The organism is Faecalibacterium sp. Marseille-Q4137, from assembly GCF_017377535.1.
Lineage (GTDB): Bacteria > Bacillota > Clostridia > Oscillospirales > Ruminococcaceae > Faecalibacterium > Faecalibacterium duncaniae.
Genome location: NZ_JAFREK010000018.1, coordinates 11,931 through 26,659 on the forward strand (window position 1 = coordinate 11,931; position 14,729 = coordinate 26,659).

9 protein-coding genes and 1 tRNA gene are annotated in these 14,729 nt (G+C 60.0%); 8 read left to right on the top strand and 2 right to left on the bottom strand.

What is annotated here, in order from left to right; all coding sequences use genetic code 11:
• Positions 1–326 precede the first annotated feature (326 nt).
• From J3353_RS08850 to J3353_RS08860, 3 genes are all read left to right on the top strand, one after another.
• Positions 327–2,099 (top strand): oleate hydratase, encoded by a 1,773-nt coding sequence (locus J3353_RS08850; RefSeq protein ID WP_207684679.1) that lies wholly within the window; start codon positions 327–329, stop codon positions 2,097–2,099.
• A gap of 327 nt (positions 2,100–2,426) precedes the next feature.
• Positions 2,427–4,202 (top strand): bifunctional UDP-sugar hydrolase/5'-nucleotidase, encoded by a 1,776-nt coding sequence (locus J3353_RS08855; RefSeq protein ID WP_207684680.1) that lies wholly within the window; start codon positions 2,427–2,429, stop codon positions 4,200–4,202.
• 268 nt (positions 4,203–4,470) lie between these two features.
• Positions 4,471–6,825 carry a glycoside hydrolase family 3 protein gene (locus J3353_RS08860; protein ID WP_207684681.1) on the top strand — a complete coding sequence of 785 codons (2,355 nt, stop codon included), beginning with the start codon at positions 4,471–4,473 and terminating at the stop codon, positions 6,823–6,825.
• Between the two features lie 104 nt (positions 6,826–6,929).
• Here J3353_RS08860 and J3353_RS08865 read toward each other — a convergent pair.
• Positions 6,930–7,003 (bottom strand) — tRNA-Gln (locus J3353_RS08865).
• Between the two features lie 223 nt (positions 7,004–7,226).
• On the opposite strand from J3353_RS08865, the gene J3353_RS08870 reads away from it, so the two are divergent.
• The 5 genes from J3353_RS08870 (at position 7,227) to J3353_RS08890 (ending at position 12,058) form a co-directional block, all read left to right on the top strand.
• Positions 7,227–7,508: a DUF2508 family protein gene (locus J3353_RS08870; protein WP_005932624.1), complete on the top strand. Its 282-nt coding sequence runs from the start codon at positions 7,227–7,229 to the stop codon at positions 7,506–7,508.
• Positions 7,509–7,660: 152 nt separating this feature from the next.
• A complete protein-coding gene (scfA, locus tag J3353_RS08875; RefSeq protein WP_015563834.1) occupies positions 7,661–7,807 on the top strand; it encodes a six-cysteine ranthipeptide SCIFF in 147 nt (48 codons plus the stop codon).
• Positions 7,808–7,875: 68 nt separating this feature from the next.
• On the top strand, positions 7,876–9,327 hold the full coding sequence (scfB, locus tag J3353_RS08880; RefSeq protein WP_197036594.1) for a thioether cross-link-forming SCIFF peptide maturase: 1,452 nt from the start codon (positions 7,876–7,878) through the stop codon (positions 9,325–9,327).
• Positions 9,328–10,755, top strand: coding sequence for an amino acid decarboxylase (locus J3353_RS08885; protein WP_207684682.1), 1,428 nt, complete (start codon positions 9,328–9,330; stop codon positions 10,753–10,755).
• A 100-nt stretch (positions 10,756–10,855) separates the two neighbouring features.
• A complete protein-coding gene (locus J3353_RS08890; RefSeq protein WP_207684683.1) occupies positions 10,856–12,058 on the top strand; it encodes a glycosyltransferase family 4 protein in 1,203 nt (400 codons plus the stop codon).
• Between the two features lie 83 nt (positions 12,059–12,141).
• Here the strand turns inward: J3353_RS08890 and J3353_RS08895 are convergent, their stop codons facing one another.
• Positions 12,142–14,712, bottom strand: a complete 2,571-nt coding sequence (locus J3353_RS08895; RefSeq protein WP_207684684.1) for a heavy metal translocating P-type ATPase — start codon at positions 14,710–14,712, stop codon at positions 12,142–12,144.
• Positions 14,713–14,729: the final 17 nt, after the last annotated feature.

A 14,729-nucleotide genomic window follows, 5' to 3' on the forward strand; every position in this document is an offset into this window, starting at 1 on the left:
CCCTCAGGCGCTTTGCGCCAGCTCCCCTAGTAGGGGAGCCCTTGGCATAATGGTGCAGTCTGTGCGGAAAGGGAGACTTGCAAAGCTTTATGCAATGCCAAAGGCCCCCCTATTAGCGGGGGCTGTCACCGCAGGTGACTGGGGGGTTATACACAGTTTTGCCATATTTCCGACAATGGTTGTGTTTTGTATAAATTTTATACACTGTTCAGGATTTGTTTGTTGTTCTGAAAAAACCACTGGGGTATACTAGGCACAACGAAAGGGAAGACGACACAGAACCATGAACGCGGTCTTCCCAATACGATTTACAGGAGGTTCCCAGTATGTATTATTCCAGTGGCAACTACGAAGCATTTGCACACCCCAAAAAGCCTGAGGGCGTTGACAATAAATCTGCTTACCTCATCGGCTCCGGTCTGGCGGCCCTGACTGCCGCCTGCTACCTGGTCCGTGACGGCCAGATGCAGGGCGACCACATCCATGTGCTTGAGAAGGACCCGCTGCCCGGCGGTGCCTGCGACGGCTACAAGTACGATATCGGCTATGTCATGCGCGGCGGCCGTGAGATGGACAACCATTTCGAGGTCATGTGGGATCTGCTCCGCTCCATCCCCTCGCTGGAGACCGAGGGTGCCAGCGTGCTGGACGAGTATTACTGGCTGAACAAGGAGGACCCCAACAAGTCCCTCTGCCGTGCCACTGTCAACCGCGGCCAGGATGCCCACACCGATGGCAAATTCGCCATCTCCGATCAGGGTGCCATGGAGATCATGAAGCTCTTCTTCACCCCGGACGAGCAGCTGCAGGATAAAAAGATCACCGATATCTTTGACGATGAGGTATTCTCCTCCAACTTCTGGATGTACTGGCGCACCATGTTCGCCTTTGAGAACTGGCACAGCGCGCTGGAGATGAAGCTCTACCTCAAGCGCTATATCCACCACATCGGCGGTCTGCCCGATTTCACCGCCCTGCGCTTTACCCGCTACAACCAGTACGAGTCCATCATCCTGCCCATGGTCACCTACCTGAAGGATCACGGCGTGGACTTCCAGTACGAGACCAAAGTCACCGATGTCCAGTTCCGGATCGAGGGCGGCAAAAAGCAGGCCAGCAGCGTGACCGTGGATCACAAGGGTGAGAGCAGGACCATCGACCTCACCGAGAACGACCTGCTCTTCATCACCAACGGCGGCTGCGTGGAGAGCTGCACCATCGGCTCTCAGGACAAGGCCGCAGGCTTTGATCCCACCATCAGGCCGGGCAACGGCTGGGATCTGTGGAAGAAGATCGCCGCACAGGACCCCTCCTTCGGCCATCCCGAAAAGTTCTGCTCTCAGCCGGAGCTGTCCAACTGGGAAAGCGCCACCATCACCACCCTGGACGACAAGATCCCCCAGTATATCAAGAAGATCTGCAAGCGTGACCCCTTCAGCGGCCACACCGTCACCGGCGGCATCGTCACGGTCAAGGATTCCAGCTGGCTGCTCAGCTGGACCCTGAACCGCCAGCAGCAGTTCCGTGACCAGCCCAAGAACCAGCTCTGCGTCTGGGTCTACGGCCTGTTCAGCGACAAGCCCGGCGATTACGTCAAGAAGCCCATGCGCGACTGCACCGGCCGCGAGATCTGCATGGAGTGGCTGTACCACATCGGTGTGCCCGAGGAGGACATTGCCGAGCTGGCTGAGCACAGCGCCAACACCGTGCCTGTGATGATGCCCTATATCGATGCCTTCTTCATGCCCCGTGCCTTCGGCGACCGCCCCGACATCGTGCCCCAGGGCGCTGTCAACTTCGCCTTCCTGGGCCAGTTTGCCGAGACCGGCCGTGACACCATCTTCACCACCGAGTACTCCATGCGCACCGGTATGGAAGCGGTTTATACCCTGCTCAACATCGACCGCGGCGTGCCCGAGGTCTGGGGCAGCACCTATGATGTCCGCAGCCTGATCGATGCAACGGTCAAACTGCGTGACGGCAAGAAGATCACTGATATGGATCTGCCCTTCATCCAGCGGGTGGCCCTCAAGGAAGTGCTCAAGAAGATCGAGGGCACCGACCTTGAGAAGTTCCTCAAGGAATACCATGCCATCTGATGCTGTCTGAGAATCGTCCCCCGATCCTCTGACCCTCTTTTCTGAATGCGGCAAAGCCCTGCACCCTTTCCATGGGATGCGGGGCTTTGCCCTTTTTCTCGGAATTTTCAAACGTTTTACCAAAACAGTATGACTATTGTGGGATTCCTTGACACGAATTTTACAAAAATCCCTTGCGGAAACTGGGGTTCTATGTTAAGATTTAGGTAACAAACAGCCCTCTCGGCCTTGCTGAAGCCCGCCAGTTCCCCAAAAGGGAAAACAACGCTGCACAGCATGGAAGGAGAGGGCTGAAAGAGCGTATTGAATCAAAGGAGGTCTTTCCCTGTGAAACAGTTCATTACCCGCCGCAGCTTTATCAAGGCTGCCGGTGCTGCCACGGCACTGACCGCAGTTTCTGTCGGTGCACCCGCCGCCTTTGCGGAGGAGACCAATTGCTTCTTTGGTGACAAAGCGGATGTGACCATCCTCTACACCAACGATGTCCACACCTATATCGACAACAAGTCCCCCAAGCCCACCTATGCCGCCATTGCTGCCCTGAAAAAGAGCATCGAGGACACCGGCCGGGATGTGCTGCTGGTGGATGCAGGTGACCATATCCAGGGCACCGCTTACGGTTCCATGGATGACGGCGCTACCATCATCGAGCTGATGAACGAGGCCGGTTACGATCTGGCCACCCCCGGCAACCACGAGTTCGACTACGGCATGGCCCGCGCCAAGGCTGTGCTCCGGGAAGCCGACTTCCCCTATGTCTCCTGCAACTGGGTCGATCTGCGCACTGGCTTCAACGTCCTGCCCAGCGTCAAGTTCTTCTTTGTGGGCGGCCGCAAGATCGCCTTTGTGGGCGTGACCACCCCCGAGACCTTCACCAAGTCCACCCCGGCCTACTTTATGAATGATGCACAGACCAAGTACATCTACGACATTCTGGGCGGCGAGGACGGCCAGAAGCTCTACGATGCCGTTCAGAAAGCCATCGACAAGGCTGAGTTCTGGGGCGCTGACACCATCATCGGTCTGGGCCATCTGGGCGTTGACCCCTCCTCCTCTCCCTGGACCAGTGAGGAAGTCATTGCACACACCCACGGCTTCACCGCCTTCATCGACGGCCACTCCCACACCGTGATGGCCAACAAGCAGGTCACCGATGCTTCCGGCAAGGCAGTCACCCTGACCCAGACCGGTTCTTACTTCAAGAACATTGGCAAGATGACTGTGGGCGCGGACGGCACCATCACCACTGAGCTCATCGACACCTACGAGGGTCTGGATGCTGCCGTGGCCGCCACCGCCTCCAACTGGATCAGCGCAGTGGACGATATGCTGGGCGAGGAGATTGCAGTGGGCGATACCAAATTCTACATCAACGATCCCGCCACCGGCAAGCGCCGCATCCGCTCCGGCGAGACCAACCTCGGCGACTTCGTGGCCGACGGTATCTACACCTACTTCAACGAGATCGAGGAGCTCCACTGTGATGTCGCCATTATGAACGGCGGCGGCATCCGCACCGATGTGGAGGCTGGCCCCTGGAGCTTCAAGACCTGCAAGACCGTCAGCCCCTTTGGCAACGTGGCCTGCCTGATGTCCGTGACTGGCCAGCAGATCCAGGACGCTCTGGAGTTTGGTGCCCGCTTTGCCGGTGCTGAGGGCAAGGAGAACGGCGGCTTCCTGCAGGTGGCAGGTGCCAGGTACACGATCCACCCCATGATCCCCAACACCGTTCAGACCAACGACAAGAATGTCTGGACCGGCAGCGCCGCCACCCCGCGTGTCAGCAATGTGGAAATCTACGACAAGACCACCGGTACTTATCAGCCCCTTGACCCGAACGCCACCTACGCTCTGGCCGGCATGAACTACACCCTGCGCAATCTGGGCGATGGCTTTGCCATGTTCGATGGCGCGACCCTCATCAAAGACTATGTCTCTGAGGACTACCTTGTCATGTCCAGCTACGCAGCCATGTTCGGCGGCGTGGATGCCAACGGTCTGCCGCATCTGGCAAGCGCCAACAGCCCGCTGGCCGATTACCCCGGCTACCTGCTCAACTACGAGGATCCGTACGGCGCAGGCCGCATCCAGATGATCTGGTAAATTAAGGATACGACCCTCTCCGTCAACGCCGCAGGCTTTGACGGAGAGGGTTATTTTTAAGCAGCATTGTCAGCAGGAAACGAACCCGGTTTGTGGATCAGGATAGGGGAAAGTTGCATAAATCCGGCAGAGCATCCTTGTATACTACGCCAAAGTTTGTGACTTTTTTATTTGTTTGCTTGCGAACGATCTGCGCTGGAAGTATAATAAACAGGCAAGTAATATATCAGCTGTGCTGTTGCAGGCACAGAAACAAAGGAGAAATATTATGCAGACACGGTATACCAGCGCCGACCAGTGGGCAGATGCCAAAGACGGCGTGATCCCTGCACCCTACGCTCTGGAAGAGGGCGAGCAGATCATTGACCAGTATCTTGAGCCGGTCATCTTCCACAACGTCAACGGCCCCGACATCGGTGTGACCACCTGCGGCGTGATCGTCAAGGATGGCCTGTACTTTAAGGATCTGGACAACAGCGGCGAGCTGGCCCCCTACAAGGATTGGCGGCTGAGCCCTGAGCAGCGCGCTGAGGATATGGTCAAGCATCTGCGGCTGGATCAGCAGGCAGGCCTTGTGCTGAACACCCTGTTCAACAGCCCTGTGGTGCCCACCCGTGCCGAGGCCACCAACGCCGAAGGCAAGCTGGAGCTGGGCAAGATCTACAAGCACCACAACCCCGGTGAAAAGCCCATGCCCGGCCCTCTGCCCGGCATGACCGTCAGCATTGATGACAGCCACGTTCTGGAAAAGCACATCGCTGCCGGTGTTTACCGCGGTGACATGCGCTGCGAGGCCGGCATGGTGGCCCTGTACCACAACGCCGGCACCCAGATGCTGGAATACGAGGCCTGCAAGGGCGGCGTGGCCATTCCGTACTCTCTCCACACCAACCCCATCAACATCGGTTACCCGGACTCTCTGGGCATCGGCGCGGCTGTCATTGGCGACGGCAACACCGACATGGTCTATGAGATGGCCCAGACCGACCGCAAGATGATGAAGGCCGAGGGCCTGAACATCATGTACGGCCCTCAGGTCGATGTGACCTCTGACCCCCGCTGGCCCCGTACCTCCGGTACTTACGGCGAGCGTCCCGATGTCACCAGCGATATTGCCGAGGCTCTGGTCAAGGGCTATCAGGATGGCGACAATGGCCTGAACGAGGGTTCTGTTGTTCTGACCATCAAGCACTTCCCCGGCGATGCCCCCTCTGAGAATGGCTTTGAGCCCCATGTGCCCATCGGCCAGTGGCGCATCTACCGCACCCCCGGTTCTATGGAAAAGTATCATCTGCCCCCGTTCCAGCGCGCCTTTGACCACAAGGTCTCTTCCATCATGCCGGACTACTCCCGTATTGCCACCGATGGCCGTGCTGTGCCCCAGACCTACCGGGGTGAGGTGACCAGCACCGAGGAAGTTCCCAGCGCTTACAGCAAGGAGCTGATCACCGATCTGGCCCGGAACAAGATGGGCTTTGACGGTTATGTCAACTCTGACTCCGGCATCACCACCGTTCAGATCTACGGCGTGGAGAACCTCACCGAGCCCGAGCGCTACGCCAAGGCCATCTCTGCCGGTACCGATGTCATCGGCGGCAACACCGACCCCGAGAACATCGTCAAGGCTGTGGAGGACGGTCTGCTGCCCAAGGCAGATCTGGACCGCGCCAGCTACAACCGTCTGCTGAGCCTGTTCCGCACCAAGCGGGTGGATAACCCCTACCTCGACCCCGACAAGGCCGATCAGGCCCGCGTGGATAACTTCGACGGTGCCAAGAAGAAGGCTTACGAGGCCAACCAGAAGGCCGTTGTTCTGGTCAAGAACCACGAGAAGCTCCTGCCTCTGGCCAAGAGCCAGAAGGTCTGCATCGTCACCTTCAAGGGTGTGGACTCCGGCTTTGCACAGATGGCACAGGCTATGGGTGCCGGTCTGGGCAACACGGACGAGGATGCCGCTCTGCGCAAGACCCTGACGGAAGCCTTTGAGAAGAAGGGCTACACCGTGGTGGCCACCCCGGAGGAAGCCGATGTGCTCTACCTGCACGTCTGGCCCATCAGCAACGGTCTGGTGTTCAACCAGTACGCAATGCCCGTCATCGAGATGGGCGAGATCGTCACTGACGAGCGCGAGCGCAACAAGAGCCAGAAAAAGACCGGCAACAAGGTCACCGTTGTCACCCTGAAGGACGTGGAAAAGATCAAGGAACTGGCCGATGCCATCCATGCCCGCGGCGGCAAGGTGGTTGGCACCTGCGTGGTCTGCAACCCCTGGCTGCTGGACAAGCTGGAGCCCTACTGCGACGCACTGACCATCCAGTACACCGTCAGCGCCGTTGCCCTGAACAACGCCCTGAACGCTCAGGTCGATGTCATCAGCGGCGACTTTGCCCCCACCGGCAAGCTGAGCCTGACCATGGTCTCTGACCCCGCCGTCATTGCCATCACCGAGCAGGAGATCGACGGTGTGGTGCGCGAGATCTGCGCCTCTCCCAATGACGTGCCCGGCTACGATAAGGATCAGTACATTGATCCCGCCATCCTCGCCAACGTCAAGGGCGGCAGCTACGCCTACTGCGATGCCGACGGCAATTACTACCGCAGCGGCTTCGGTCTGAATTACTGATTACCGTTAACGAAAAAAGAGCGATACAGCGTTTGCTGTATCGCTCTTTTGCTTTCTCTATGAACAAAGAACAAAAAAGACATCCGAACAGTTCGGATGTCTTTTGGTTGGGGATGAGAGAATCGAACTCCCACAAGTAGAGTCAGAGTCTACCGCACTACCACTATGCAAATCCCCATCAGCTTGGGTCTGTCTTGCGGGGTGAACCGCTCAACGTGTGCTATTATACGGAAAAAGCGCCGCTTTGTCAAGCGCTTTTTTGAAATTTTTTGCAGAAATCGAAAAAAAGACGCACTTTCGCAGGAGTTCTTGCGGGCTGCTTGATTCCGTCATCCTTCTCATGCTCTTTGCATATACTGGAAATCAGAAGAAGCAAAGACGCACAAAGAGGAGGAACTGCTATGACCCAGACCACGCAAAAGGAAAAGACCCTGCTTTCGCCCCGCATCCCGCGGGACACCGAACACGAGCGCTACCACCCGGAGCTGGAGGAGGAACTGAAAGAGTGCCTGTTCTGCCTGCACCGGAACGAGATGATGTTCGACCTTGAGGTGGACACCGACCTCATCGAACAGCACATCTATGAGCGGCAGGCCCTTCTGGCCCGCTACCGGTACTTATTGGGAAAAGCCCGGGAGCTGGGGCTGCATACAATATTGGAAAAGTATCAGCCGGTGGGGTAAGGCTTCGTCTTTGTACAGCTTACAAAATACTGCCCACAGAAGATGCGACAAAAATCTTGACAGAATCCCTGAACCGTGCTATCCTATATCAAGATAACAATGCGCAGGTGGTTCTGCGTATCAACTATTTGGAGCTAGAGAGGTTTTTCATTATGGAACGTATTAAGACGATCGCTACTCGTGACCTGACCAAGAGCGTTGTGACCGGTGGCTGCGGCGAGTGCCAGACTTCCTGCCAGTCTGCCTGCAAGACTTCCTGCGGCGTGGCTAACCAGAAGTGCGAGAACAGCAACAAGTAATTTCTGCAAATCGGATGCCGCCTTTGCCGGGCGGCATTTTTTTATGTAACAATGGAATGGAGAATAAAATGGTACATCAGTATCAATTGAACGGCTATAACATCGTGCTGGATACCTGCAGCGGCTCGGTGCATGTGGTGGATGAGGTGGCGTATGATGTCATTGCCATGTACCCCGACCACACCGCCGACGAGATCGTTGCCGCCATGATGGCAAAGTACGGCGACCGTGAGGACGTGACCGAGGCCGACCTGCGCCAGTGCATCGATGATGTGGCAAGCCTGAAGGAATCCGGCAAGCTGTGGAGCCCCGATACCTATGAGAACCTCGCGTTCGATTTCAAGAACCGCAACACCGTGGTCAAGGCCCTCTGCCTGCATGTGGCCCACACCTGCAACCTGAACTGCTCCTACTGCTTTGCCTCGCAGGGCCGCTATCAGGGCGAGCGTGCCCTGATGAGCTTTGAGGTGGGCAAGCGTGCAATGGATTTCCTCATTGAGAATTCCGGCAGCCGCCGCAACCTCGAGGTGGACTTCTTCGGCGGCGAGCCTCTGATGAACTTTGATATGGTCAAGAAGCTGGTGGCCTACTGCCGTGAGCAGGAGAAGATCCACAATAAGAACTTCCGCTTCACCATGACCACCAACGGCATGCTCATTGACGATGATGTCATCGACTTCTGCAACAAGGAATGCCACAACGTGGTCCTGAGCCTGGACGGCCGCAAGGAAGTCCACGACCGCTTCCGCAAGGACTACGCCGGCCATGGCAGCTACGATGCCATTGTGCCCAAGTTCCAGGAGTTTGTAAAGAAGCGCGGCGATAAGGGCTATTACATGCGCGGCACCTTTACCCACTACAACACCGACTTCACCAACGATATCTTCCACATGGCAGATCTGGGCTTTACCGAGCTGAGCATGGAGCCCGTGGTCTGCGACCCCAGTGACCCCAGCGCTCTGACCGAGGCAGATCTGCCCATCCTGAAGGAGCAGTATGAGATCCTGGCCAAGGAGATGATCAAGCGGAACCGTGAGGGCCGCGGCTTCACCTTCTACCACTACATGATCGACCTGACCGGCGGCCCCTGCATCTACAAGCGCATTTCGGGCTGCGGCTCCGGCACCGAGTACATGGCTGTGACCCCCTGGGGCGATCTGTACCCCTGCCACCAGTTCGTGGGCGATCCCAAGTACCTGATGGGCGATATCTGGAAGGGTGTCACCAACACGGCAGTCCGGGACGAGTTCAAGCACTGCAACGCCTACGCCCGCAAGGAGTGCCAGGACTGCTGGGCAAAGCTCTACTGCTCCGGCGGCTGTGCAGCCAACTCCTATCACGCAACCGGCAGCATCACCGGCGTGTACGAGTACGGCTGTGAGCTGTTCCGCAAGCGGATGGAGTGCGCCATTATGATCCAGGTGGCACAGAATCAGGAGCTGGCCGCGCAGGGCATCGAAGTGCCCATCCAGCTGGGCTCCACCTGCAATGCCTGCGCCGACGGCGAGGCCTGCGAATAAATGACCACCCCCATCGTCGATTTTGTGCGGCAGTACGCCCAGTCCGGCACTGCCCGGCTCCACATGCCGGGGCATAAGGGGCAAAGCCTGCTGGGCTGTGAGCCGTGGGATATCACCGAGATCCGGGGGGCCGATGAGCTCTACGAGGCCGAGGGCATTATCGCGCAGAGCGAGGCCAACGCCACCCGGCTGTTCGGCACGGCCCACACCTATTACAGCACCGAGGGTTCTTCCCAGTGCATTCGGGCCATGCTCTGCCTTGCTATGCAGGGTGCGCCCTGCACCGGCAAGCGCCCGGTGCTGCTGGCGGCCCGCAATGCCCACAAAGCCCTGCTCTATGCAGCGGCTCTGCTGGACTTCGACATCCGGTGGCTCTGGCCCGCGCCGGAGGATACCGGCGCGCTGTGCAGCTGCCCGGTAACGGTGCAGGCCCTTTCCGCCGCCCTTGAGGAGCTGGCCGGGCAGGGGAGGACACCCTTTGGCGTTTACCTGACCAGCCCGGATTATCTGGGCGGGATGCAGGACATCGCGGCCCTCTCTGCCGTCTGCGATGCCCAGGGCGTGCCCCTGCTGGTGGATAACGCCCACGGGGCCTACCTGCGCTTTTTGCCCGGCGGGAGCCGCCACCCCATCGACCTGGGCGCGGCGGCCTGCTGTGACTCCGGCCACAAGACCCTGCCGGTGCTCACCGGGGGAGCCTACCTGCATCTGGGCCCCAAGGCCCCCGTGCAGGAGGAAAGTACCGTGCGCAGCGCGCTGGCGCTGTTCGGCTCCACCAGCCCGTCTTATCTGATCCTGCAGTCTCTCGATGCCTGCAACCGGCTGCTTTCCACCGATTACCCGGCACGCCTGCAGGAGTGCTGTGACCGGCTGGCCGCTCTGCGTGCCCGCCTGAATGCGCTGGCTGCCGCACAGGGCACGGCCCTGCCGCTGGCACTGGACGGTCCCGCCCGGGAACCCATGAAGCTGACGCTGGACGCAGCGGCGCTGGGCCTGACCGGGCAGGCACTGGCCGACCATCTGCGGCAAAACGGAATGGAGTGCGAATATGCCGACCCCCGTTACCTTGTGCTGATGTTCACCCCAGAGAACCCGGCGGAGGACATGGCCCGGCTGGAGGCGGCTCTGGCAGAACTCTGTGCGCGGGGCATCCCCCCGGCAGAACCCCCTGCCGAGCACCGGGAGGCGTTTTGTGCGCTGGCCCGGCAGGCGGAGCCCCGCCTGACCGTGCGGCAGGCTGTGTTTGCCCCGCAGGAGACCATCCCGGCAGGGTCTGCGCTGGGCAGGGTCTGCGCTCTGCCCACTGTGTCCTGCCCGCCCGCCATTCCCATCGTGGTCAGCGGCGAGGTGATCGGCCCGGCGGCGCTGGAGCTTTTCGCAGCCTACGGCGTGGAGACGGTCTCGGTGGTGAAACCGGAAAAATTTTGAAAAATCAGGGCGGATTTGCAAGATTCTGCGGCTCTGAAACGTATTAAGGATAGAACAGAGAACATAACCCCTATTCTATGCGGTAATCTGAGGTGTTCCAATGAAAATTCTTCTTGCATCAGATACATGGTCCCCAATGGTCAACGGTGTGGTGCGCTCGGTGGAGCTGCTGTACCACCAGCTGCTGGCACTGGGCCATGACGTGCGGGTGGTGACCCTTGCCCAGAATGGCCATTCCCATGAGGAAAACGGCATCCTGTATGTGGGCAGCATCAGCGCGGAGCGGGTCTACCCGGGCGTGCGGATCAGTGCGGCGGGCGCGCTGCCCATCTCCCACTGGCTGGACGAGCTGGAAGCCTGGGGCCCGGAGGTCATCCATACGCAAAGCGAGTTTTCTACCTTTATGCTGGCACAGCGGGTGGCCCGCCGGTGCCACTGCCCGGTGGTACATACCTACCATACTGTCTACGAGGATTATACCCAGTACCTTTTCTTCAGTGAGCGTCTGGGCCGGATGACCGCCGAAAAGGCCACCCGCATCCTCTCGGGATATTGCTCCCTCATGCTGGCCCCCACCGAAAAGGTGCGCGCCATGCTCAACCGCTATGGGGTCAGCTGCCCGGTGGTCACAGTGCCCACCGGCATTGACCTGACCGCCTTTGGCCCGGCGCAGGACAACGGCGAGGAAAAGGCCCGGATGCGGGCAGAGCTGGGCATCCCGGAAGGGGATACCGTCCTCCTCTCGCTGGGCCGTCTGGCTGCCGAGAAGAACCACGCCCAGCTGGTGCGTCTGCTGGCCGCGCAGCCGGAGGAGAACCGCCCGTGGCTGGTGTTTGTGGGCGACGGCCCCGCCCGGCCTGACCTGGAAGCACTGACAAAGGAGCTGAAGCTGACCGACCGTGTCCGCTTTGTGGGCATGGTCAAGCCCGATGAGGTGCCCCGGTGGTACCGCGTGGGCGATATCTTCGTCAGCGCCTCCCAAAGCGAGACCCAGGGCCTGACCTACTTCGAGGGCATGGCCTGCGGTCTGCCTGTGCTCTGCCGTGCGGACCCCTGCCTGGATGGCGTGGTGGAAAACGGCTTCAACGGCTGGCAGTGGAAGGACGAAGCCGAGTTTGCATCGGCACTGAACACCATCATCTCAGACCCCGCCCTGTGCGGGCAGCTGCACCAGAACGCTCTGGCCACCGCCGCCCGCTACTCGGCAGAGCATTTCGCTCAGCAGGTGCTGGATGCTTACCAGCAGGCCATTGCGCTGAAGCGGTACGAGTCTGAACACAAAAGCATCCTCAGCTGGGTGTGATCCCAATCCCCAAAGAATCCAGAAAAAGCAGCAGCGCCCTGTCTCCCGCAATGGGAAACAGGGCGCTGCTTTTTGCGCATCCGTTATTCGATGCCGGTCACCTTGTAATCCTGATCCTCAACAGCCTTCTTCAGGTCTGCGTCGGAAACTTCGGCGTTCAGGGTGACGATGGCGGTACCGGCCTCGTGGCTGACCACGGCCTCGTCCACGGCGGGCAGGGCTTCCAGCGCCTTTTTCACGCGGGCTTCGCAGTGGCCGCACATCATACCTTCAACATGCAGGGTCTTTTTCATGGCATTGTCCTCCTTGACAACGGGAGCCGAAACGGGTTCGGCAGTATTTTCAGCCGCTGCAGACTGCACGGGGGCAGCGGGCAGGGCGGCAGACTTGGGTTTGCGGTCGTGTTTGGTGCTGTGCAGGTCGAACAGGTTCAGCCGCAGGGCATTGCTCACGACACAGAAGCTGGAAAGGCTCATGGCCGCAGCCCCGAACATGGGGTTCAGGGTCAGGCCGAAGGGGATGAACACACCGGCAGCCAGCGGGATGCCGATGATGTTGTAGATGAACGCCCAGAACAGGTTTTCGTGGATGTTGCGCAGGGTGGCGCGGCTCAGCCGGATGGCGGCGGGCACATCGGAGAGCCGGGAGTTCATCAGGACCACATCGGCCGCGTCAATGGCAACATCGGTACCGGCACCGATGGCGATGCCGGTGTCCGCGCGGGTCAGAGCGGGGGCATCGTTGATGCCGTCGCCCACCATGGCCACCTTGCCGCTCTCCTGCAGCCTGCGGATCACGGCCTCCTTGCCGTCGGGCAGAACGCCTGCAATGACCTCGTCCACGCCCGCCTGTCGGCCAATGGCATCGGCGGTGCGCTGGTTGTCGCCGGTCAGCATGACCACTCGGATGCCCATGTTCTGCAGCTCCCGGATGGCACGAGGGCTGTCCTCCTTGAGGGTGTCCGCCACAGCGATCACGCCCATCAGGCGGCCTGCACCGCCAAAGAAGAGGGGCGTTTTGCCCTCAGCGGCCAGCCGGGCGGCTTCGGCCTGGAGTTCGGCGGGTACGGATGCCTTGGTGGCGATGAACTCCGCATTGCCGCCGTAGATCTCCATGCCGTCCAGCCGTGCGGAAAGGCCATTGCCGGGCAGGGCGGCAAAATCGGTCACATCGGGGCAGGCGATGGTCTCAGTCTCGGCATAGGCCAGCACCGCCTTGGCCAGCGGGTGCTCACTCTTCTGCTCCAGCGAGGCCGCCAGCGTCAGCAACTCGCTCTCGGAAACGCCCTCCGCGGGCAGGATGTCAGTGACCCGGGGCTCGCCGCTGGTGATGGTGCCGGTCTTGTCCAGCGCCACGATCTGGGTACGGCCTGCAGCTTCCAGCGAGGCGGCAGTTTTGAACAGGATGCCGTTCCTGGCCCCCAGACCGTTGCCCACCATGATGGCCACAGGCGTTGCCAGACCCAGCGCGCAGGGGCAGCTGATGACCAGCACCGAGATGCCCCGGGCCAGCGCATAGCCGAATTCCCGGCCCAGCAGCAGCCAGACAAGGGTGGTCAGCACCGAAATGGAGATGACTGCAGGCACGAAGAAGCCGGAAACGGTATCGGCGATCTTGGCAATGGGGGCCTTGGTGGCGGCGGCATCGCTGACCATCCGGATGATCTGGGCCAGCGTGGTATCCTCGCCCACACGGGTGGCTTCGCACTTCAGGAAACCGGACTGGTTGGTGGTGGCGGCGCTGACCTTGTCTCCCGCAGTCTTGTCCACCGGGATGCTCTCGCCGGTCAGGGCGCTCTCATTCACGGCGCTGGAACCTTCCAGCACAAGGCCGTCCACCGGGATGTTCTCACCGGGGCGCACTACAAAGAGGTCGCCCTTTTTCACCTGTGCAATGGGCACAGTCACTTCGGCCCCCTCCCGCAGCAGGGTGGCGGTCTGGGGGGCCAGCTTCATCAGGCTCTTGAGCGCGTCGGTGGTCTTGCCCTTGGAGCGGGCCTCCAGCATCTTGCCCACGGTAATCAGGGTCAGGATCATGGCGGCAGATTCAAAGTAGAGCTCCATCATGTAGTGCATGACGAGCGCGTCGTTGCCGTCCACCTGAGCGCGGGTCATGGCGAACAGGGCGTAGGTGCTCCAGAGAAAGCTGGCCGAGGAACCCAGCGCCACCAGTGTATCCATGTTGGGAGCGCGGTGGAGCAGGCCCTTGAAGCCGCTGATGAAGAACTTCTGGTTGATGACCATTACGATGCCCGCCAGCAGCAGCTGGACCAGACCCATGGCAACGTGGTTGCCGTCGAACCAGTGGGGGAGCGGCCAGCCCCACATCATGTGGCCCATCGAAAAATACATCAGCACCGCCAGAAAGACCAGTGATGCGATGAGCCGTTTCTTCAGTCTGGGTGTTTCGTGGTCAGCCAGTGCATCCAGCTCGGCGCTGGGGGTCTCGGCGGCAGCAGCCTTGGGGCTTGCGCCGTAGCCCGCCTCCTGCACTGCCTTGACGATGGCCGAGGCGCTGGCGGTGCCCTCCACTCCCATGGAGTTGGTCAGCAGGCTCACTGAGCAGCTGGTCACGCCGGGCACAGCTTTTACGGCCTTTTCCACCCGGGCAGAGCAGGCCGCGCAGCTCATGCCCGTAACAGTATACTGTTCCATTGTTTCCCTCCGATAAA